We start from the raw sequence: 21,621 nt of genomic DNA, 5'->3' as shown, positions 1-21,621 counted from the left end.
CTAGGTTTCGTCTGTGTTTGACTGGCCATAGTTATATTCCCGGAATCACAGCAATCCGAGCTGCATTCGAGGCGACACCGAGGGCGTCCTTTAAATTATTTATCGCAATTTTCGACTTTGAAGCGAACACTACGATCTTGTCACCACCGTAGATGCGTGGATTCCGGCTTTTGCCAGCACGAATGTCCTCCACATCGTAATTTGCGACCAAGGTATTGGGGCCGAAATTGCGATAGACAAAGACCTTTTTTGCGTCGCCGATATTGTTGAAACCACCAGCGAGCGCGATTGCATCAATCAGAGAAGAATTGCTCGACACCGGAAAGATGCCGGCCTTGTTGACCTCGCCATCCACAGTTACGCGCTGCCCGATCGATTCCCTGACGAAAATTGAAACGTCAGGGGATTGTAGGTATTTGGCGCCGTAGGCGGTCTCGATTTCCTGCTCCAACTGGCGGACGGTCTTCCCTGCCGCAGTAATGGCGCCGATAAGCGGAAGCGAAATCTGGCCATTAGAGTCGACTTGGACCGTCCTATTCAAATTGTCGACCTGAAACACATTCACATCGAGCACATCGTTTGGGGACAAAGGCTGCTCGCTGCCATTTTGCGTGTTTTGCGGCGCTGGCAGATCCTTGACCACCCGCAGAGCACCACCGCCCGAAATTGGCGCCGACGACGATGTCAATTGCAGCGCATCGACCGAACCCGAGGAAGGCGCTGTCGTCGACGAAGTGCTGGTACATGCCGAGACTACCAGAGAAGTGAGCACGACGAACGCCGTTCCCATATAATTTCTTGCGAAACGAAATGTGCCCATCACGCTGTTCCGCCTTTAAATAAGCGGCCAAATCCTCCAAAACGGCCACCATTGCCGGCGTTTGGTCCTTTTGGGCGCGCTTTTCCGACCGGCTCGATAGGCCGATTTGCCAATATTTCCCCCGGACGCTTCAATACCATGTTGCGAGCCTCGTCTTCGCCACATCGCTTGGCAGCTGCGGCAACCGCCTGCGAAAGTCCAGGGCGCCGGCGCGTTGCGCTATGAGTGTCCGATGCGATAATGTCCACCCTACCCTCGTCAATCAGCTTTTCTGAATAATAAAGCGCTGTGCGTCCGAAAGCACCAACAATCGAATCTGCGGTAAGCTGGATGAGGCAGCCCACTGCATTCAGTCTTTCTATAACGTCGTAATTCGTTTTGATCCAAGTCAAACGCTCAGGATGAGTAAGAACCGGGATGAACCCGGCGTTTATGAGGCGTAGAGCAAGATCCTCCATTCGTGGAGGTAGGACATGATGCGGCGGTTCAAACAGAAAATAGCGGGACCTGTTTAAAGTTGGTATGCCACCGGCCGCCAATCGGTCCGGAAGATCAGGCGCTATATGAACATCGGCGCCGACGTAAAGAGCAAGCGGTATGGCGGCGCGGCGCAGCGCCTGGTGCAACTCTTGAACCGCCCGGACAATGTTCGATGTTCCGTTTTCGTATACGCCAGGTGTCACGTGCGGCGTGCACGCCATGTGGGTCGTTCCGTCGGCGACCGCCAGTCGTGCCATCTCCAGCGATTCGGCAAGACTGGGTGAGCCGTCGTCGAGGCCGGGCAAAATATGGGAGTGGAGATCGATCATGGGCTTTCGTGGCCGCAACGAAGCACCATAGCGACGCCATTCCAAGACATCGCAAATGCATCACTCGCAGGGCGGCAAATGACGCATTTGTCAAGTTCATGCGATACGATGGACGCCAGGTCCCGGCTACTGGCGGACAGAGTTGTCCTCATCATGCAGGCCGATGATCAGCGCCGCATCGGCGGCAATAGCTGAGCCTGATGTATCGAGCGTACACACATGCCGCCCTCCACAGGATTGACTTTGATCGTCGCGTTTGCCGGACGTCGTATCCGAGACTTGCACCAACACGCAGCAGCGAAGCGAAAGATTGCGATTCGGCCATAGTGCCTGGATAGACCGGCACTTCGCCCTTCATCCCGGCATGTTCGCTAGCCTCAGACAGCCGCATGTCACCTCGGCTTAAGCGATTCGACTGATACACCGGCTACGACACCAGCACACACGCCAAGGCCGTTCTGTCGCCGACAATAGACACGCAGCAGAAGCGCCACACGCCTCTGCTGCCGTTGCCCTATTTACGATCAACTTAGTCGCTAACGGCGTGGCCGTGGTCCTTGTCCGCCGTCGCAGCCAGAATACCGGCCCCAAGAGCCATACCGCCAAAGATGAAGAGCGGCGTGTTATTATTGGAACTACCCGTCGAATTACCCGTTTGGGCGGTTTTCTCGGAACCGAGAACATTGAGGCAAATATTGTTCCCAATACGGGAGATATCGAGGGTCGAATTCGCTGGAACGCTGATATTGCAGCCACCGACATTAACCGAAGCCGACCCCTTGCCGCCAACTACGACGCGGCTGCCGAAATCCAGCGCACCGCCCGCTTGTGCCGGGCCATAGCCAGCCACCTGCGAGACCATTACGTTCCCATTGACGTTCCCGATCGATCCAATCGGATTTACGCCCGTATAGGCAGTTGCGCAGGTGCACGACCCATCCTGCGCGAAAGACGACACCGGGGCGAAGCCGGCCAACACAACAAATCCGGCCAACGCACTTTTCACAACTAGGTTCATCCGCATCAATCCTTCTGTCCCACGTTACCTGAGGCCCACCCAACCATAAGGTACTGAAAAGCGCGTAACAGCTTTTTGCGCCAATTCCAACCCGTTTCGCAAATGCGAGATAATTTTTGGTTCAGTGTGGTTGATTGAACACACAATTAGTTAAAGCTAACACACCATCTGTGCAACTGGCTGGGATCGCGATTGGCCGAAGGCCGATCCGAGGTTCTTTGCGGCCGCTGATTCAGCATCGGTCCGGGCGCCGTGCAGCGCCCCACCGGTCTTGACATTGTCTCCGGGATTCGTCGATGACAACCAGCAGCTAGCCAGAAGTCTCCCTAGCAAGTCCGGTAGGTCGAGCCCGCCTGGGCGGGTTGGCCGCACAGCAAACCGCTCTCGATCAGCTTCGCGGCCAAATCCGTGCCATCGGGCATAAAGCACTGAACAACGACGGCGGCGCCTAATTTCGACGCAATATTGCCGTCGCAAGGCGTGCCCGTGCCGACTGCTTTGCACTTCACGGACCGCCCTTGATAGTCTCGGCGCGCCACTTCTGTTGCCATGGCCTGCATCGATCGAGGTTTGGTGAACGCCACGCCGCACAGCAAAACCTTGCGGCCAGCGACGCGGAGATCATCGATCGCCTGGATGGAAAGCTTGCCTTCGAACTGCTCCAGCGCTTCGGTCGGTCTAGAGGCCGATGTATTTGATTTCTTTTGTTTGATGACGATGCCGAGGTAGATAGCGACAAAAGCCATTGCTATTAACACAAGCATACCTTTCTTTCCCAACGACAAGATTGTCTCCTTTCCGGGATTCGCGCTTAGTGCGCCGGCAAGCTCAAGCGGCCATGTGACAAGTTCGGCCCTTAGCCGACCGCCTTGTCGACGAACTCCTCGCACTTACACGTTCCTACATCCGGAAGGGCTCGTCATAACGCCATTCCGAAGATGAACAGCAAGGGGAAAGAACGCGAACTCGGATGCTGGCAAAGCCCGAGCTTCATCCGCAGCCGCCACGAGGTAAACCCTAAGAGCCGCGAGACCAAGCCGTGCAGCCGTATAGCGCAGGCTGTGTCTCAAGCCAATCCAGGCGGTGGCTCGTGAGTTTCATGGCCCAAACGTCGCCGCGACCCGTTGCTCCTTCTCCTCACCAGACCATCGCCGGCGCGCTGGCGCCGCTCAACAGACGTGATCACTTCGATCGTCACACTCCTGGCGCTTGCACTTGGAATAGCGACAGCCCACCTCCGCGAGGCAGCCGTCAATCCTAGGGGACTTTCAGTGAACAGTTGCCAGCGCACGATCTCATAGATCGGTTCGACGAGTTTCAGATAATGCTGATGTTGTGCAGCACCCTGTCGGCGGGGTTTTGCGTCGTTAGTTGGATTTGCGTGTTAGTTCTGATCCTGCAGACGGAGGCAGGTTTGTCGACTTGTCAGTCGTTGTCGCTACCACGAGTGGTAGCTTGCTGCTATGCAGTCGCATTATGCGGGCGGGCAGATATGGCGGATTTCAATGCCAGCTCAGACGATCGAGGCTTGATAGCCAAGAGCGAAAACACATTCGCCTCCGCCGGTTCAAGCGTCCTGCCGTCATAAAACTCAAATCCCGCGCCAGCCAAGCGCTCGCGGATCTTCGCCTGTTCTTTGGCTCCGTCAAAGTATATCGCCTTGACACGGTCATCCTGGAACAATGACCACGCACCGCAGAGGACCTCCCATTCCATCCCCTCGACATCAACTTTGATGACGATCGAACGGCCAGGGATTTCAATGTCTGACAGCGGCAAAAGCCTAGCGGTGAACGTCAGCCCTGGGATATTGTAAGAATTAACATGATCTTCTCTTGTGGTCACGTGGGACACGGCGCCCCGTACGAACGTTGCGGTCGCCGCAACTTCCGCAACACCCACATTCATGCAATCGAACCCATGTTCCTTCCCGTTCACGGCGAGACGCGCGAAGGTGCTCGGATCAACCTCGAACGCCATTATTCTGACGCCCGGCTTTAACCTGGCGGATCGTGCGATCACGGACGAAAAGATTCCGATATTAGCTCCGACATCAAGGAAGGTGTCACCGTCGTCGATAAGGGCGATAAGGTTCATCAGTGTCGCGGTTTCGTCTTTCAGCAGGCTATATTTTCGAGAAGCGTTCGAGGCCCTCAAGTAGCCATTTTCTCTAGCCGAATTTACAAGCAACTTTAGTCCAAAGACATTAACATTAGCGTCATCTCTCCCATAAACCGCTTCAGTGACAAGCCGTCTGAAACGCGGCTTTTTGATAAACAGGCGATCAACAATTTTCCCGAGAAACATTTGAACCCTCATCGCCTAGCCTCAACCTTACCTACATTGCGCACAAATTTGCAACATGATCGGGAACTTTTAACCGCGATACCGAGTGCGTTTGCGGTTGCCGCCCCGCTGATACGCGTGGCGTTGGCACGGAAGGGGCCGTCATCGGCGGTCGAGGTGTTGCGTCCGACCTCAGTCGGTGGCTCGCCAGACCGCCCTTCGCTTGACGCTCTTCATCCGCCTGCGGCACGCGCCGGCGTTTTTCAAACCCCGAGGGGTTAATGGGGCGCTCCATGTCGAAGAGCGCGTCGATGCGCTTGACGGCTTCGAAGGCAATGGGAAGTAGCCGGCGCCTGACGCCGCGCCGGCATTGGCGGTCAACCCGAAGAACTGGGCGTGGCTGCAGCATTGCGCCGGCGCGTGATCGCTCCCGGGTCCGCGATAGCATTGTAGCCGCCGCTGAAACCGAACTGCGCCTCGTCAGCGCACGTGTCAAGCCTCGTTAATTAGCAGGCTCTTAAAATACTCTACCGTCCGTTCGATGCCGCCGCGCAATTGAGTCTTGGCTTCCCAACCAAGAATGGTGCGAGCCTTGGTAATATCTGGCTGCCTCTGCCTAGGATCGTCCGATGGCAGTGGCAGATGCCGGATTTCGGAGCGTGAGCCGGTGACCTGGATGACAAGCGAGGCCAGTTCCAGCATCGAGAACTCGCGCGTGTTTCCAATGTTAATGGGTCCGATGACCTCGCCCGGCGTTCCCATAAGCTTCATAAGCCCTTCGATTAGGTCGTCGACATAGCAAAAAGACCTTGTCTGGCTGCCGTCCCCGTAGATTGTTATCGGATGACCCTGCAGTGCCTGCACAATAAAGTTGGACACAACGCGACCATCTTGTCGGTGCATCCGTGGTCCGTAAGTGTTGAAAATGCGCGCTACCTTGGTTTCCAGGCCGTGCTGGCGATTGTAGTCAAAGAAAAGTGTCTCGGCCGCCCGCTTGCCTTCGTCGTAGCATGATCGCAGTCCAATAGGATTTACGTTTCCCCAGTAGTCCTCAGTTTGAGGATGAATGTCCGGATCGCCATATACTTCGCTGGTGGACGCCTGCAGCACTTTGCACCGCAAACGCTTGGCAAGTCCTAAAATGTTGATTGCGCCGTGCACGGAGGTCTTCAGTGTCTGGATGGGATCGTGCTGGTAGTGGACTGGTGAAGCCGGGCAAGCGAGATTGTAGATTTCGTCTACCTCCACATAGAGCGGAAAACAGACGTCGTGACGCAAGAACTCGAAGCGAGGATTCGCATGCAGATGATCTATGTTGCGCTTGGTCGAGGAAAACAAATTGTCGACGCAGATTACCTCATGGCCTTGATCGAGCAGCCTGTCGATCAGATGCGAGCCAAGAAAACCGGCGCCACCGGTGACGAGAATGCGTTTGCGGCTTTCGGAAATGGGAGGCAAGGATCATGATCTCCTACATAGAAGGCCTGCGGTCTAACGCAGATAGGCCTGTTTGGCAAACGCGCTGATATACATCAACCGGCAGTGACCTGCTGTCGCGAAGCTCAAAGAAATCGCGCCCGAATCAGCTTCTTAATCTACCCTTTGCACACCTTCGACGATCAGGCTCCAGACTGCGTCCTCCCCAACGGAGGCGTACGCAAGACGGCCAGTCGCGCCTATCTCCAGTACACCAATCGGATCACCGTCAAGACCGGTCAGCTTGTCGTCGGTGGTCGCGCCAGTCACAGTGAAGGAGTCAATCAGGCGCTGTCCTGCCGCCTTTAGGTCGACGATCGCAATCGACGTATTGGAACCGGGTCGCCGAATGCGAAGTTTCGCAACTGGGCTGGGGCCGGTGTAGGCTCGCGTCACCGCCACTGTGAGTTTTGTTACCTCGACCAGGAAGCCCATGTGGAAATACAAAGGTGTGTTCGATATCCGAGCGTTAATGGTGCTCGGCAACACCCAGCGACCATCAGCGGAATATTCATCGTATCGCTTTGACAACATCGGCCGGGACTGACCCGTGCCGCCGACCATTGCGAATATCTCTGTCGGCCCGTCATTGCCTATCAGCTGGTTCCGAAGCCCTTCGACATACGGATAACGGCAGCAATAGAGCATGTCGCCGTCAGAGTACGATCCGCTGAGCCTCCGGCCATCGAAAAACGTTCTGCTCGACGCCTCCCGTGGAGTCCCCTCGCAGCGAAACACCCCCTCGCCACCCGCATTGTAGAGGACGGTCCCAGGCCGCACTACTCGCACCAGATTGCTGCTTACGAATACCGTCGTAGGCATGTCGAGCCGCGTGGCGCTAACTTCAGTGAATGCCGCAGACACGTCGCTCTCGCCCCTCAGGCTTCGGAGTCCGCTATAAGATTTCAGCCGGTTATCCGTAAATATCGACTTCGGCGTCCCGAAGGTGCCGTTGAAGGCCCGTGGAGTGTGTGAGGTCCCATAGCCGTCGATGCGGCAACGACGAATTTCCAATGTGTCGAGCGCGTCAATAGGACCGACGTTGCGTAGGATACTGTCGCTGATGACCACCCGATAGGCGCCGGTTCCCTCCGAGATCGACCCGTAGTCCACCCTCTTCATTTCGGCCAGATCAATGAACTTGTCCAACTCGACGCGACCGGAAAATATGCTGCCGTTGTCAGTGAAAAGTTGCCCCTGCGAGACATACATCCCGCCATCGCCCAAAACATCGTTCAGGACTGCCCGCTGGTAGTTGGCGATGGTGATGCGACCGTTGCGTGCAGAAGTGCCCCCCTCGCGCTTCGTCCATCCAGTATCGCTCATGCAGCGAAGACCATTGATCTCGATGTATTTTGTCTCAAGGTATGTGCTGTCACGGACCAACGAAATGATGCGCGCCGGTCCTTTGTATTCGGCGCTGTCGGCCACAATAGGCCAGTCTGAATGGTAGTGGAATCGCAGCGGTTCCGCGACGGTCAATTCCAAGCCATTGATCGCGGTGATTACCACGTATTCGAAGTAGACAGATGTGTTCGGGAATGCAGCAGTCTGGGTGGCGAAACCGTAAATCAGAGCACGCTCACCAACCACAAAGGACGAGGGCGCCTCGCCGGATGAAAGCGTGACCGTCATGGTGCCCGCCGCAACGGTCTCGATCAGTTCCCCATATTCGTATGGAGGAGTCACAGTCCCAATCAAGGACCGACCGCCGCGATAAAAGATGGATGGAAATACGAGGCATTCATTGTTTGCAAAAATACTGTGAACGCCGTGGGTGCTAGCGCGGATGTTCTGGAACGATGCCCCGTACCCATCGATGATCAGACTTTCCCTGATCCCGGTGAGCCAGAGCGGGTTGGTGTACGAGTATTTCCTGCCCGGCGTGAGACGAATATGAAGCCGCCCCCGAGCCCTTGCCCAATCTCCCATGGCGGCAGCAGCGGTGCTTTCATCAACCGCGGCATCTGCTATGTTGGTCCCCATAAGCCCGAACATTTCGGGACGGACGCTGTCCTCGGCAATTTCCCACCATGCGCCGTCGCGGGACTGTACTTTACCCCCCGGAGGCTCACTATCAACTTTCTTGTAAATCGCGGCGCCGCCATCGTCGATCGCCGCATAGCCCTTCACGCCAAGAAAACTCGTACCCTTTGGCACGTTAGCACTGGATACACCAACTGCTGTATCGTAGATTGCCGGCGCCACTTGCCCGACGGCCCTGGCGGCTCCCAGAGCCGAGGTCGATGCGATGCAAACTAGAGCCGCGCGCCTAGTGAAGTGCGGTATGCTGTTCGACGACAATGTCAGATGTCTATCCTAAACACGCGAAAGGAAGGGGCAGCTCGCAAACGGGCCTGCACCGACTCATGATCCCGGACCAACAGGGTGTTGGAGTGCTTCAATGCGTTCCCAAAGGGTGTTAGATCACGGGTATAAGGGTTATAGTAAAAACGACTAAATCCCATTCTCCCAAGGGCCTGCGACATTTTTGGCGTAAACAGTTCAGTACAGATGGCAAGGAGCCTCGGGTCGGAGAGCGTCAATTGTGCTCCGGAAAAAACTTCTTCTTCATATCCCTCAACATCAATCTTCAAGAAAATGGGGCATCTGCCGTTCAGAACGGTATCGAGCTTGCGCATGGGAAGCAGACGAGTCACCTGATCCTCCTTCCTTGCGACATGGTTCATGGTATCTTGGTCGATCGAAAAATTCGCCATTCCATCCTGCGGGCCCAGCACTACTTCGTGTACGGAAACCAACTCGGCGATGCGATTTGCCTGAATGTTTGCTGACAAAGAGCGAATAGTCTCCGGTACGGGTTCAAACGCGAGGGTCTCGGCCTTCGCTACTCCGGACGCCAAGATCGTGTAACTGCCAATATTGGCGCCGACGTCACAGAACAAGTCCGATGGCCTTAGCAGATGTAACAGGAATCCCATTTCCGGGAACTCGTGCAGTCCGCAATAGATATTGCCTGTGGCGCCCGTCATTCCGTGGCTTGCTACCAGCTTAGTGCCTCCAATCCATTCAACTGTGACTTTATCCTTAAGCCGGCTGCTTGCTTGCCACCACAAGTAGCGAAACAACGCTCGGCTTTTGAATTTGCCCGCGATCGGATGCTCTAGCATAAAACGTATTGTGCGACCCATTACATCTTTTCTCATTACATATTTTCTCAATATTCCTGGTCACTATTCTTTGACAACCTCTGATTCCAATTCATAAATCATTCTTCTTATCGACAAGAAGTACCATAACTTATAAAATGCATACATGAATCCCGCTTGTCCGTCCATAAATCCGAGACGGAATACATACGAATAAACGAAATATGACCAAGAAAACCACCATCTTGTAATATACTTGTATTTCAATCTCTGCCTTCTCGTAAACTTCTCAGGTTCTGCCAATGCTATTTCGAAATACCGTCTAGCTTCCCATTTCGCGTACTGAACATGCTTAGTCAAAAATTTACCCAGGCCATTGTAATCCTCATGATTTATGGGGATCCTTATCTCACCGATGGCTCCCTTTAGCACAGGATGCTCATGGACCTCCATGTCGAGGGAACTCCAGTTGGATTCCTCGATTCGCTCATAAACGCCGGCGCCCACTCTAAATAATGAAAGCTTACGCTGTGGCACACCATAGCGCAGCTCGCGACCAAGGAAATGATTTGTGTATGTAAGCCAGAATCCAACAACGGCTGGATCATCTAAAGCCCTGATCAGGGCATCGCAAAATTGCGCGTCTAGATATTCATCCGCGTCAAGAAAAAGAACCCATGGCGTCTCGAAATTATAATTTAGCAAAACCCAATTTCGTTTCTTTGGGTAGTGACCATCCCATTTAAACTCCAAAACTCTTGCATTGAAAGTTGCAGCGATTTCCCTTGTACAATCCGAACTGTCTGAGTCAACCACCACGATTTGAGCGAACCGTCCCAATTTCTCCAGACATCGGGGTAGGTTGTGTTCTTCATTCTTGACGGGAATGACGACGGTCACCGGAAGTTGGGTCAACGGCGATCCAGCTGTTCTGGACTGTTTATCGTCGCCGAAATTGCCGCCACGGGCGGCCGCATCATCTTGCAGCATCATTCGTTCTCTTTTTATGTCCAGCACGGGCAGCGCTCTTGCGCGAAGAAATGCCATCGGCAGGGCTTGGGGACTCGGTCAGCATCGGAATTTGAGTTTGTCGCTCCCCGACTTTTCTGGCTGGGTTTCCAGCCACAACGAGTCCAGCGGCTACGCTTCGCATTGCGACAGCTCGCGCTCCAACAACCGCACCTGAGCCTATTTCCACCCCCGGCCCAATGAATGCGTCGGCGCAAATCCACGCGTTATCCGATATGTGGATTGGTGATTTCACGAGCGTCATCGAAGGCGATCGGAAATCATGAGTACCAGCACACAGGTGGGCTCCCTGCGACACAGTCGCATTGGCTCCAATCGTGATAGGGCCCAATGAATAGAGAATGGCACGGTCACCAATTGCCGAATGATCTCCGATCGCGAGATTCCAGGGGATGGTGATCCGGACTGTGGGATATAGATGAACATGTGAGCCCACTTGAGCGCCGAAAAGCCGCAAGATAACACTGCGGAGCGCCCAAAACGGCCGCGGCGAGAAGCGGAAAAACGGCCAAGCCAAGGACCATAAGATCCGACCTGCTTGCTCGCGGCGGCTCCATTTCGCTGCAGAGCGGTTCGCTTCGATATCAACCTTCACGGGAAAGCTCGAATTCATCCGAGAACTGCGGCCCATTGCACTTCATCGCTCAATTTCAACGCATGGCGGTGGCTGCCCACCATCGAGCATCCAGCGGTAGACTTGGATATGGCTCCGAGCGATCTCGTCCCAAACATACCGCTCCTCCACCAGACGTCGACCAGAGGTCCCATAGTCCGCAAGATCAGGGCGCATCAAGGCCTGTGAGAGTATAGCTGCAAGGGCAGGCGGATCCGTCTCGATCCGTATTGCAGCCGCCGCCGCAAACCCTTCAGGCAGATTGCAAGCGTCAGTCATGAAAACAGGAAGCCGGTAGGCCCAAGCCTCCAGCACCGACATGGGCAACCCTTCGGAATACGATGGCAGTATGAACGAATCGGCTTCCCGCAACGCGGCGTCCTTTGCTGCGCCGTAGAGCGGGCCCACAAATACTACATCATTCTGAAGTCCCCGCTTCGTCACCAACTCTCGAAGACGAAGCTCGTGCCCCCCGTCATCCCACCCCGCAACTACGATCTGCCAGGAAGCGGCTACCGTCGGGGCATCGCTCCGGAGTATGGACCAAGCCTCGATCAACTCTGAGATCCCTTTTTTTGGATGCAGCCTTCCAAGGAAAAGGAGAACACGTCGCGCCGCTGCAGACTTAATTTTCGGCAATAGGCCATCGCCTGCCCGGTGGTCAGGAAGATCTATGCCATTAGGGATGATCGCGATCGGGTTCGCAAGCCCGTAGCTGCGAAACGCTTGGGCTTCGGATCGGTTCAGAGCATGGAGACACGATGCCCCCCGCAAATTCGACCTTTCAAAAAGTAGCTCGACCGCCTTCTTTTTCCATCGTGAGTGGCGCAAAGCCCAGGGATCTAGCATTCCGCGAGGAGAGATCATCACCTTCCCCCCGGTTCGCCGTCGCCAAGCCGACACCTGAACTGAAGTCGTCTGCCAGATTCCATGCTGATGTACCACATCGAAACGTGCCTGGCTCAGCGCGCGGCTGATCGATGGTGCATATCTGATCGAGGAAACACCATACTGCCGAGCCGCAAGGGGAACGATCGGTGACCACGAGCTGATGTCTTGAACTGTGAATTTGTCGGTATACCCTATGACGGAGATGTCAGTATGTGCCCTATGCAACGATAAAGCGGATCCGCGAACCGAATTGTACAATCCCCCGGCGAGCCTTGATATGCTTCCAGTCACGATGGCGAGAGCGAGATTGTGCCGCACAATTGGCGCCTTCATGAGCAACCCCATGTCAGAATGCACTTCACGTTCCGACATATCGCTCATCGACAACTATACTTTCTAAAACAAAGTGCGCCGGCCGTGAGTCCGATCTCATTTCCTTGCGCCTAAACATCACTATCGAAGATCTTCAGGTGGAAACGCCATCTCGCCCGTCTCGAGAATGATTCGACGTATCTTGGCCGGCGCTCCGGCAAGAAGCACATTTGGAGGGAAATTACCACGCACAACACTGTTCGCAGCAACAATCGTTCCAGCGCGTATCGTCGTGCCGGGACCTATATAAACGCCACGCCCTATCCACACATTTTGTTCTATAATAACCGGGGCCACTTTGTAGTCCTGGCCTCTTACACCCGAAGCGGGTTTGAACCGATGTTCCTGATCACGAATTGACACATACTCGCCGATAGCGACGTTTGAACCGATCCTAATCAGTTCACTTGCTACCAAATGACAACCTGTATTGATACTGGTCCTATCTCCTATCTCTATCTCTGCTGCCTGGGCCGTTTGAAAGAAGAGACCGTGGCCGAGCATACAGTCTTCGCCAATGCCAATGTTGAGCATTGGCCGGGACAACCGGAGCCCACCCCATATCAAAGTACCCTTGCCCACTTTCCGAAAGAAAAGTGGCACAGTTGAGCGGTAAAATGCCGCCCGAGCGCTTGGCAAGAAAAGGTGCACCTGCCTCATCTCGAGGATCCGGGCCATGAGAAAACCCTGCAGCTATGCCTCGCAGGGTTTAGGTTATGTATCATCGACATGCTCATCTGAGCCAAACGGTCCAGCCCGTCTGCCCAACACTGCCTTGACGAGTCGGTGCGTGTACCGCTCCCAGGAAAACGTGCGAGCGTGATCACGGGCAGATAAGGACATTCGATCGCGTAAGGGGCGATCCGACACGATTTTTGCAATGGCCTCTGCCAGTGCCAGCGGACTTCCTTGCTCGACAATGAGACCATCTATGCCGTGTCGAACCACCGAGCCGGCGGCCCGCGTAGTGACAGTGGGCACCCCAGCTGCGAGCGCTTCATAGGTGACCCCTGCCGATCCCTCCACCAAGCTGGGCAGCACGAGGACATCGGCTCGCTGAAATTCGATGTGCACCTTGTCACGTGGAACCCTTCCCAAAAAGGTAAGAGCGCCGACCTCTGGTCGAGCACGAATGCGAGGTGACACCTCCCCCGCAACACGAAACTGATAGTGATCGCCCGCACCGATCAACATCTGACTGGCTTGCGCGAAAATGTGAATTCCTTTTCGCAGATCCGCTGTCCCCGCGAAGAGCACGCGTCCGCGTTCCGGGCGTGGCGCGATATCGAACCACGTCGGTGCGACAGCGTAGGGAACGATGCGGGTGCGGCCCGGCTCGACACCGAAATTGTCCACCAAATCGGCTCTTACAAACTCGGACGGGCAGACGAGTATATCGGCGTGGTCGAGCATTGTGGCATATGGCCGAAATCGTGGCCCCATAGCCTCAGCGAAAGTCGGACGGGGATCGTCCCATCCTGGATTTCGCTCATGCTCCGCCCGAAGTATCATCTGCCACGAGGGTGCAATGCAGACATCGACCCCCGTGACAATCCCCTTCGCCTTGGCGGCCGCCAACAGATGCCCGGTTTCATGCATTACCGAAAACAAATGGGTAGCGGTTCCGAAACCAACCTTTGCCATCCTCTCACCGAGAGCGACTGCAAACTCCTCCCACAGACGAGTTGTCGCGCTGGCGTCCGCCGATCGGAGCCGAAGCATATGACGTATTGACACCCAGTCAAAGGTCCGGCTCTTCCTAACGATGCCCGTGGGCAATTGACGCCTTCCGAGGGCACGCACTTGCGGAAGTCTCTGCCCGGACAGGCGAGATACCGCCTCGGCAAAACGCCCGATGCCCACGGTACCACACATGTCAGTGTAAAAAGCTTCCAGGACCCCGCTAGCCTCGAACGCGGCGGGTATTGCATAGTTGTGCCGGGATCCAATCTGGGCGGCAATCACTCTCGCGTTTTCATTTGTCAAGGAACAGTCGCCCCCCGGCCAGCGTAACCCGACGGTCGTTTGGCTCTTTGCACGCGGCTGGCCGCGTTCACTCCACTCCCTATAACTGGACGACCCGTGACCGGACTTCCAAGGAAATAGCGGGCACCGCAGATCACACCACCGTAGAGAATCATCACATTAAAGAAATAGAATGCGTAAGCCGTAGGCATGATTAGAGCGGGAGCCAGGCCACTGGCATAGAAGGTGGCGGCCCAGACATCACCACGGCTGGCTCGAGCCCACCACCGACCCATAACATACGCCATTGCAACAAAAAAAATGACACCAAAGAAGCCAAATTCGAGATACGCATCTCCCATGGCCGTCGAGGTTGCCCCGGTGCTCCCTGCATAATAAAGTTGGTTGTACAGGCGCTCTGCAACGCCCAAATCAAACATCAGCCAGTTCTTGAGGTCTGCGCCGACAAGTTGGGCTGGAACATACTGAAATATGATCCGGTTCCAAGATCCGGCACCAAATGTGTGGAAGCTCCACTGGTCTGCCAACCGAACAAGGTAAAGTGCGTTGGTGAGCTCAGGCGTGGCGTGTTCCGTTGCAAACGGCGTTAACGACCAGAAGTCAATGGCCCTGATTTGCGCCAACGTGGGCATTTTCCATTCCCCAGTTTCGCTCGCAATGCTCCGCAATGCGCCCACGCCGAAGATGACCAAGGCGCCAACAGGCATGCCGAAGACAATAAAAATACGCGGGACAATCACCCGACGGGCGAACCACAGCGCAAGTACCAAGCAGGTAAACATTTCAACCATCGCCCGACGCCGGAAATAAATCAGTATTAATGGAATATACAGAGCGACAGCCGAAGCAAGCAAAACGTAGGACGCAGTACTCCTGTATTTTATCGCAAGGTAAATTGACAGGAACAGCGCGATAACCTTCACATTGAACACAAAGTACATGATCGTAAGGGGACCCGACCACTGCGTCATATTCAGTTCGTCCAGTGGCCGCATTCCCATGCCGATTTGCATAGCCCATGCAACAGCTGAAATGGCAAATCCAATACGCAAAAGACCCTTGTAGGAGGGAGCCCGAAGCTGGAAGCTGGGTGAACCCCTGCGAGCCACACCGACCCCCCAGTTCCACCCGAGATGGATGCTGAGGAAGCAAGCTAAAGTGAACAAGTTTAGAGTGACAAAGTACTCAGACTCAACGAACGTCACTCCTTGGCGGACTTGCCACAATTGGGGCACGACCCAGCCCAGAAATACCGCGGCCACTAGCGTGGGGAACTCAAGGTATCCAGACGGCTTTCGAAGACCGAGAATGACCGCCAAACCACACGAGCCAGTGAGACACCAAAAGACGAGCTCAACCATTATGCTGTGGCTCCTGTAGGAACTTGAGCGTTATCGCTTCGCACCTTACTTCCCTGAACGTGCCAACATATAGCTTCCATGTCCACCTGCGTTTCCATGCCCACTGCGCGAAGGCCAAGCTGGCCGAGTGGCCCTACGGAGTCCCGTTACGCAACACCGACCCATCAGGAGCGTCACTTAGTTTCTTGCCGGGAAATTGCTCCCGAGACAAGCACGAGACATTCAGCCAGCGTGGCGTAACGCGGACGTAGCCAGCTTCCCACCGTTACATCTGGCAATTTTCTTTTTACCATCATTGATACAAACAGCAGGCTAGCGACGTTCGCAACAAGAATCGCAAGAATTACAGAGTATATTCCGATAAAATCCACCGTCGAAGCGCTGACGAGCAAAAATACTATAATAAACCAGACATGTGAGAAAACTATAATTCGACTCTGCCGCAGTATTTTGCAGGTCTCGAAGAGCACATCCTTCACTGGATTGAAAGCGTATGCGGTCGCCAGGAGTGATGCCATTGTTCCAGCCGTCGCAAATTGTTCTCCAAATAAAATCGGCGCGACTGCCGGAGCTAAGATAATTGTGACGGCCGTCCCCGCAAAGGATGCAACCCAAGTCAACCGCATAATCCGAAGCACTACGCGAGAGAGGTTGTCACTTGTCCTATTAGCAAATGCAGGAAGTGCCACAGATCTTATTGCAGTACTAAACACGCCCGTGAACAGCGATGAAAGTGTCACTGCTACAGCATAATGGCCGACGATTTCAGGCTGCCACAGCAGAGCCACTGCGATGCGGTCGGCCTGCGCAGTAAACAGCCTGACTGCGGTGCTCAAGTGAAGCGTTGCGGCAATCGTCAACAGCTGTTTTCCGATATGCCAGTTCGGGGCACCACTAAGCCCGACCTTCATCGTTGCGGCTCGCATCGCAAAAACGATTCCGATACTGACGATTTGTGCCGCCACAAAATACTCAACACTCGGCGAAAACATGAAAGACGCAATACAGAACCCACAATATATCAGCGGCTGAGATACAGTAAATGCCTGAAGATAGAAGAATTTCTGCCGCGACCTCAAGATACCTCTGTACATATCCCCGATTATACCAAATAATGCCGAAAAGAAGGCAAACGCCACGCCGACCAATACCGGAACCCCCTCTCCATATCCCATCATGACGATGTACATTGCGCCCGCACAGACAGGCGCTAGAAGAACCGATAGTAGCCGGGCCATAGACAGGGCAGCGTGTTCGACTTGGTCCCTATTGCTGGCTCCCGCAAGAAGCACCACCGCGTCAGAAATAGATATCTGCACCAATGTGGCGAACAGACCTCCCCATGTCATAACGATCGCAAGTATGCCGCGACCCTCGGGTCCCAACACTCTGGCTGTAATCATGCCTGAAACGAGCCCCGCTGCGAGCACGACGCCAGATGCCGCGAAGGATCCGAAGGCAAATCGCGCCCACGCCGTGTGCGCCCCTTTAGACACGGGGGATTGAATCTAAGAACTGGTTCCGAATCCAAGCGGAATGCCTCTCGTATTCTCGCTCGAGGGCCCTTTCGTCAATCTGAAACACCCCCCCAACACGCTTAATCGGGGCGTGGGAAAACAGATCAAACCGCGTATCGACCGGCACAATACGCGCCGGCCGACCGAAGGAGAGTGCGGCCACTCCGGCGTGAACGCGATCTGTGACAACACCATCGCAGTACTTGTAAATCGCCAGCATGTTTAGTGGATTGTATGTTATGTATGAGTTAGGGCGGCTGAATGTCAGGTACGGGAACGGATACAAACCATGCACGGGCCGTATCACCTTCCACGGCCCGAGCGTTTCTTGGTAGGTGTGTCGGAAGTCTGCGTGCCGTTCTAACTTCCAGGGGATCCGGCGTTTCGTCACCTCAAACGATACATCTGCTCCGATAAAGCTGGTATCCTTTGAGGTCGGATTGACCGTTAAGCGCGGCTCTTTCATACTATGAAAGCTGGAGCATATATATGGAATGTTCGGCGATAGCGTAGGAATGTCGTCAAGGCGGCTAACAAAAAACGCGAAACAGATGCCGTCGAGACTTGGGCTTACGAGATCCCCGATCTTTTCGTATGTTAGATGATCCCTAGTGTGAATTGCGGTTGGCGGATATTTGGCCAAGAACGCGCGTAAGGCCGGTATTTCTGCATCGAAGGCGTTTGAATGGACGCTGATTAGACTATACGTCGCGCCCTTTTCAATTATGCGTTTGATGAGGTCACCGTAGTGGGCTGTAAAACCTCGCAGTATCGGTCCCGAAAACACATAGTGATCCGCCTCAGTCCAACTTCTGACATCAAAACAATTGTTTTCGAAGCGTCCCGGTCGGAAAGCACGCTTAATAGGACCATCAAATGAGACGACGCGATGGTTTGGCAATTCTTTCTGTAACACACGTTGCAGTGACGTTTGATAGAAGGCATCACCCAGGTTGTTCCAAGTAGAATTCTCAACGGCGATTGTAAGCAATCTTATTTTCTCCTGCGACTATCATTAGTTTCGGTTTTGTCGACCAATTACAAAAAACTGACTTAGTTTGCGAGCGGGCTTACTAAACACGGCAAGGTCAACGATCCCTGATTTCAACCAGCGCCTTCGAGAATATAGCGCCTCGATGTTGTGGCTAATGTAGGACGTAAGCCCTCTTGTGCTGGCCCCGCCATGCATCATGTCCACCAAAACGTGATCGACTACGACTGAGTCGAATCCAAACAGCTCCGTAGCTCTCAGCATCCAATCATAATCTGATGCTATGGCAAAAGAGATGTCGAAAGCTCCAACCTGTTCAGCTACCCTGCGCCGCACGTAGAACGTTGGATGGGCGGGCATCCATCCAGAACGAAAGCCACTCGGCGGTCGCGGCGTCGCCATCCACCGGCGAAGGAGCGCTTTGCTCTCGTGATCCTTTACGAAATCCAGATGACCAACGACGATATCAGAGTTGGCAAGGGCAGTCGCGAGGCGCCCTAGAACCGACGCATCATGGTAGGCATCGTCCGAATTCAGCACGCCCACAGCATCTCCGCTAAAAAGGCCGAGCGCCTTGTTGAGGGCGTCGTACATGCCTCGATCTGGCTCGCTGACAACTACCATTCGCTCCTGCGGGTAGGAACGGATGATCGAAAGCGTCTCATCCGTCGAGGCGCCGTCGACTACGATCAGCTCTTTGTCCTCATGCTCCTGAGCGAAGAAGCTGTCCAGCGTATAGCGGATTGTAGCGGCGGCGTTCCGGCAGACCGTAAGGACTGAGATCTTCACCTGCTTCGGCCCAGGCACTACTGTGCCGCGATCCGGCTATGCTCCTCATCGAGCCGCCGATGCTGCACCTCCTGCTTCACGGAATGGAGATCCGCTTCCACCATCTCGCCCACCATGTCATCGAAGGAGGTGGTTGCCTTCCAGCCTAGCACACGCTCGGCCTTGGCCGGGTTGCCAATCAAAAGATCGACCTCTGTCGGCCGAAAATATCGAGGATCGACCTCGACCAGTACACGCCCGGATTGCCGATCGAAGCCGGTCTCGTTTACGCCCCTACCCTGCCAGCCTATGTCAATTCCTACCTTGGCGAAAGCAAGCTCGACGAACCTGCGTACAGAATGTTTATGCCCTGTCGCCAGCACATAATCGTCGGGCTTCTGTTGCTGCAACATGCGCCACATCCCCTCCACGTAATCGCGGGCATGTCCCCAGTCACGCTCTGCTGAGAGATTGCCCAGATAAACTCTCTCCTGCAGGCCGAGGCTGATCGCTGCGACTGCCCTAGTGATCTTCCTGGTCACAAAGGTTTCGCCGCGGATCGGGCTCTCGTGATTGAAAAGAATGCCGTTGGAGGCGTGGATGCCGTACGCTTCGCGGTAATTGATGACGATCCAATATGCGTAGAGCTTGGCAGCGGCGTATGGTGAGCGAGGATAGAACGGCGTAGTTTCGGACTGCGGTACCTCCTGCACCATTCCATAGAGCTCCGAGGTGGAAGCTTGGTAAAATCTAGTTTTCGCCGTTAAGCCGAGAATCCTTATCCCCTCCAACAATCGCAAGGTTCCGAGGGCGTCGGCATTGGCGGTGTACTCTGCGGTCTCGAAACTTACCTGAACGTGGGATTGCGCGGCTAGGTTGTAGACCTCGTCCGGCTGCACGTCCTGAATTATACGGATGAGATTAGTCGCATCCGTCATGTCACCATAGTGAAGCGTCAGCCGTAAATTACTTTCGTGCGGGTCTTGATAGAGGTGGTCGATTCTGCCCGTATTAAACGAGGAAGAGCGGCGTTTGATCCCGTGAACTGCATATCCCTTGGACAGAAGCAGATCGGCCAGGTAGGCGCCGTCCTGCCCCGTAATGCCCGTAATTAGAGCGGTTTTTTTCTTGGTCATTCGACACTCCGATCAGTGAAACGTTCTGGTATTCCTCGCGGCGACCCGAATTCGAAGTGCGTCTTTGAACCTCTCAGCCCCTCGGCAAAAGCTACCAGACCACCACTTCTGGCATTCATCGTCACCCGGGAGCGATTCATTTCACCTCCCATGGAACAATCAACTTGTGGTGTGAAATTGGAGTGAAGCCGGCGTGGAATATCCGCCAAAAGCCGAGACCAGGCTCGACATCTCAGCGGCAAAGCGTTCTGGACCAAAGTTGCGGGCGCGTGTTCTTGATTCCGATCCAGCTTCGATCAGCCACTCGGAATTGCGATCTGCTGCAGAAAGAAGTGCGGCTACGAGCTCGGGCTTATTCCCCGCCCGAAAGCAGATTGAATTGCGATCCGAAGCAAGGTCGTCTCCGCTGCCAACAGCGTCGCTCAGTATCAAGCCACAACCACACAGCGAAGCTTCGTGAACCACCAATCCCCATGCTTCAACTAGGGAAGGCAATACCAAAAACCGCGCCGAGCGATATCGGCTTGCCAGTTCGTGGGGCTGCACGAAATCCTCAACGACGATTTGCGGATGCTCGGGTATCTGCTTTCTCAGCTCGCCGCTCCCACAAATTCGTAGAGTCCATCCGGGCCGTTGGCGGGAAAATTCGGCAAACGCACTCGTCAGGCCGAGCACATCCTTGCGATGGATCAGCTGCCCGACAAACAGAAATTCGCGCGGTCGCTCATTAATCGGCGGCCCAGGAGAGAACAGTGAAGGGTCGGCTCCATACATCCCAGTGCGAATGAGGTTGGGTGGCATCCCGAAATACCGCAAAAGCCGCTCGCCTTGCCGACCTGGCACGAGGAACGCGTCGAAGTGTCGGCGATGGCGAAGCCGAAAAGCAAACGGACCGAGCAGAAGCTGACGGAAATCCCCCCGCCAGTTGGCATCGCTCAGACCGACCACGTATCCGCCCGCAAGCTTCACCTCGCGGCCAAGCGCCGAAAAAGCAGGATAGGACCAGCCGGACTGCAAGAAAAATCTCGGCACTTGCAAACCGATATCGGACCAGGAAGTGGGCTTTCTCGCATCAATCCAATGCACCGGCTGACCGAGTACCTGTTCCATGCCATCGATCGGGACCACCGGGCGAGATCCCACGACCACGCACGGCCTATCAAGCCGTTCCGCGGCAGCCCGTATGAGTCGAGCGGCGTATTGCGGAAGTCCGTGCCAGGAGAAAGCCACTCCCTCTGACTGCGGCTGAGGCATCATCTTGCACCGAACGCTGTTAGCATCGCCTCAAGCACCTTTAGCTTATTTCCTTGACCGAATGCCTTCGGTTTTGGCCGCACTATCTCATTAATGGCGGAGATACCAGTGCCGGCACCGTGACTGCTTTCTAGACCCAGTTGAGCAATCCTCCATGTCGACCAGATCGGACCCGTGCTTGGAT

Annotated in this window: 19 protein-coding genes; all 19 read right to left on the bottom strand. The window is 54.8% G+C overall.

The window, feature by feature from the left end; translation table 11 throughout:
• Nucleotides 1-31: 31 nt before the first annotated feature.
• The 19 genes from NKI47_RS26025 to NKI47_RS25935 all read right to left on the bottom strand — a co-directional run bounded on the left by NKI47_RS26025 (nucleotide 32) and on the right by NKI47_RS25935 (nucleotide 21,311).
• Nucleotides 32-820, bottom strand: a complete 789-nt coding sequence (locus NKI47_RS26025) for a polysaccharide biosynthesis/export family protein (RefSeq protein WP_352594092.1) — start codon at nucleotides 818-820, stop codon at nucleotides 32-34.
• Nucleotides 820-1,629, bottom strand: a complete 810-nt coding sequence (locus NKI47_RS26020; RefSeq protein WP_352594091.1) for a tyrosine-protein phosphatase — start codon at nucleotides 1,627-1,629, stop codon at nucleotides 820-822. Before NKI47_RS26020 ends, NKI47_RS26025 begins: the two co-directional genes overlap by 1 nt.
• Nucleotides 1,630-2,158: 529 nt before the next feature.
• Nucleotides 2,159-2,647 carry a hypothetical protein gene (locus tag NKI47_RS26015; RefSeq protein WP_352594090.1) on the bottom strand — a complete coding sequence of 163 codons (489 nt, stop codon included), beginning with the start codon at nucleotides 2,645-2,647 and terminating at the stop codon, nucleotides 2,159-2,161.
• 326 nt (nucleotides 2,648-2,973) lie between these two features.
• Nucleotides 2,974-3,432: a hypothetical protein gene (locus NKI47_RS26010; protein WP_352594089.1), complete on the bottom strand. Its 459-nt coding sequence runs from the start codon at nucleotides 3,430-3,432 to the stop codon at nucleotides 2,974-2,976.
• 676 nt (nucleotides 3,433-4,108) lie between these two features.
• Nucleotides 4,109-4,954: an FkbM family methyltransferase gene (locus NKI47_RS26005; protein ID WP_352594088.1), complete on the bottom strand. Its 846-nt coding sequence runs from the start codon at nucleotides 4,952-4,954 to the stop codon at nucleotides 4,109-4,111.
• A 471-nt stretch (nucleotides 4,955-5,425) separates the two neighbouring features.
• Nucleotides 5,426-6,391, bottom strand: a complete 966-nt coding sequence (locus NKI47_RS26000; RefSeq protein ID WP_352594087.1) for a UDP-glucuronic acid decarboxylase family protein — start codon at nucleotides 6,389-6,391, stop codon at nucleotides 5,426-5,428.
• Between the two features lie 132 nt (nucleotides 6,392-6,523).
• Nucleotides 6,524-8,542, bottom strand: a complete 2,019-nt coding sequence (locus tag NKI47_RS25995; RefSeq protein ID WP_352594086.1) for a hypothetical protein — start codon at nucleotides 8,540-8,542, stop codon at nucleotides 6,524-6,526.
• A 173-nt stretch (nucleotides 8,543-8,715) separates the two neighbouring features.
• Complete coding sequence (locus NKI47_RS25990; protein WP_352594085.1) at nucleotides 8,716-9,576, bottom strand: FkbM family methyltransferase; 861 nt, start codon at nucleotides 9,574-9,576, stop codon at nucleotides 8,716-8,718.
• Nucleotides 9,577-9,603: 27 nt separating this feature from the next.
• Nucleotides 9,604-10,512 (bottom strand): glycosyltransferase family 2 protein, encoded by a 909-nt coding sequence (locus tag NKI47_RS25985; RefSeq protein ID WP_352594084.1) that lies wholly within the window; start codon nucleotides 10,510-10,512, stop codon nucleotides 9,604-9,606.
• Entirely contained in the window at nucleotides 10,496-10,792 is a 297-nt protein-coding gene (locus NKI47_RS25980; RefSeq protein ID WP_352594101.1) for an LbetaH domain-containing protein, read from the bottom strand. The genes NKI47_RS25985 and NKI47_RS25980 overlap by 17 nt, the downstream gene beginning before the upstream one ends.
• A 393-nt stretch (nucleotides 10,793-11,185) precedes the next feature.
• On the bottom strand, nucleotides 11,186-12,433 hold the full coding sequence (locus NKI47_RS25975; RefSeq protein ID WP_352594083.1) for a glycosyltransferase: 1,248 nt from the start codon (nucleotides 12,431-12,433) through the stop codon (nucleotides 11,186-11,188).
• A gap of 72 nt (nucleotides 12,434-12,505) precedes the next feature.
• The gene (locus NKI47_RS25970; protein WP_352594082.1) at nucleotides 12,506-12,958 is read right to left on the bottom strand and encodes an acyltransferase; all 453 of its coding nucleotides are present in this window, start codon (nucleotides 12,956-12,958) and stop codon (nucleotides 12,506-12,508) included.
• A gap of 180 nt (nucleotides 12,959-13,138) precedes the next feature.
• The gene (locus tag NKI47_RS25965; RefSeq protein WP_352594081.1) at nucleotides 13,139-13,837 is read right to left on the bottom strand and encodes a glycosyltransferase family 4 protein; all 699 of its coding nucleotides are present in this window, start codon (nucleotides 13,835-13,837) and stop codon (nucleotides 13,139-13,141) included.
• Between the two features lie 569 nt (nucleotides 13,838-14,406).
• Nucleotides 14,407-15,771, bottom strand: a complete 1,365-nt coding sequence (locus NKI47_RS25960) for a hypothetical protein (protein WP_352594080.1) — start codon at nucleotides 15,769-15,771, stop codon at nucleotides 14,407-14,409.
• Between the two features lie 173 nt (nucleotides 15,772-15,944).
• On the bottom strand, nucleotides 15,945-17,201 hold the full coding sequence (locus tag NKI47_RS25955) for an oligosaccharide flippase family protein (RefSeq protein WP_352594079.1): 1,257 nt from the start codon (nucleotides 17,199-17,201) through the stop codon (nucleotides 15,945-15,947).
• A gap of 58 nt (nucleotides 17,202-17,259) precedes the next feature.
• Complete coding sequence (locus NKI47_RS25950; protein WP_352594078.1) at nucleotides 17,260-18,279, bottom strand: polysaccharide pyruvyl transferase family protein; 1,020 nt, start codon at nucleotides 18,277-18,279, stop codon at nucleotides 17,260-17,262.
• A gap of 24 nt (nucleotides 18,280-18,303) precedes the next feature.
• Nucleotides 18,304-19,068 carry a glycosyltransferase family 2 protein gene (locus tag NKI47_RS25945; RefSeq protein ID WP_352594077.1) on the bottom strand — a complete coding sequence of 255 codons (765 nt, stop codon included), beginning with the start codon at nucleotides 19,066-19,068 and terminating at the stop codon, nucleotides 18,304-18,306.
• Nucleotides 19,069-19,085: 17 nt separating this feature from the next.
• On the bottom strand, nucleotides 19,086-20,183 hold the full coding sequence (gene gmd, locus NKI47_RS25940) for a GDP-mannose 4,6-dehydratase (RefSeq protein ID WP_352594076.1): 1,098 nt from the start codon (nucleotides 20,181-20,183) through the stop codon (nucleotides 19,086-19,088).
• Nucleotides 20,184-20,342: 159 nt separating this feature from the next.
• A complete protein-coding gene (locus tag NKI47_RS25935; RefSeq protein WP_352594075.1) occupies nucleotides 20,343-21,311 on the bottom strand; it encodes a glycosyltransferase family 4 protein in 969 nt (322 codons plus the stop codon).
• Nucleotides 21,312-21,621 lie beyond the last annotated feature (310 nt).

Origin of the sequence: Mesorhizobium sp. M0633 (assembly GCF_040320645.1) — a bacterium.
In the GTDB taxonomy this organism is placed as follows: domain Bacteria; phylum Pseudomonadota; class Alphaproteobacteria; order Rhizobiales; family Rhizobiaceae; genus Mesorhizobium.
The sequence above is the reverse complement of the archived record's forward strand: the minus strand, read 5'-3'. Positions and strand labels throughout refer to the sequence as shown.

Coding starts and splice junctions, on each gene's coding strand:
- NKI47_RS26025 (WP_352594092.1), bottom strand. CDS start 820: ATGGGCACATTTCGTTTCGCAAGAAATTATATGGGAACGGCGTTCGTC.
- NKI47_RS26020 (WP_352594091.1), bottom strand. CDS start 1,629: ATGATCGATCTCCACTCCCATATTTTGCCCGGCCTCGACGACGGCTCA.
- NKI47_RS26015 (WP_352594090.1), bottom strand. CDS start 2,647: ATGAACCTAGTTGTGAAAAGTGCGTTGGCCGGATTTGTTGTGTTGGCC.
- NKI47_RS26005 (WP_352594088.1), bottom strand. CDS start 4,954: ATGTTTCTCGGGAAAATTGTTGATCGCCTGTTTATCAAAAAGCCGCGT.
- NKI47_RS25990 (WP_352594085.1), bottom strand. CDS start 9,576: ATGAGAAAAGATGTAATGGGTCGCACAATACGTTTTATGCTAGAGCAT.
- NKI47_RS25985 (WP_352594084.1), bottom strand. CDS start 10,512: ATGATGCTGCAAGATGATGCGGCCGCCCGTGGCGGCAATTTCGGCGAC.
- NKI47_RS25980 (WP_352594101.1), bottom strand. CDS start 10,792: ATGACGCTCGTGAAATCACCAATCCACATATCGGATAACGCGTGGATT.
- NKI47_RS25975 (WP_352594083.1), bottom strand. CDS start 12,433: ATGAGCGATATGTCGGAACGTGAAGTGCATTCTGACATGGGGTTGCTC.
- NKI47_RS25970 (WP_352594082.1), bottom strand. CDS start 12,958: ATGCTCAACATTGGCATTGGCGAAGACTGTATGCTCGGCCACGGTCTC.
- NKI47_RS25965 (WP_352594081.1), bottom strand. CDS start 13,837: ATGCTCGACCACGCCGATATACTCGTCTGCCCGTCCGAGTTTGTAAGA.
- NKI47_RS25960 (WP_352594080.1), bottom strand. CDS start 15,771: ATGGTTGAGCTCGTCTTTTGGTGTCTCACTGGCTCGTGTGGTTTGGCG.
- gmd (WP_352594076.1), bottom strand. CDS start 20,183: ATGACCAAGAAAAAAACCGCTCTAATTACGGGCATTACGGGGCAGGAC.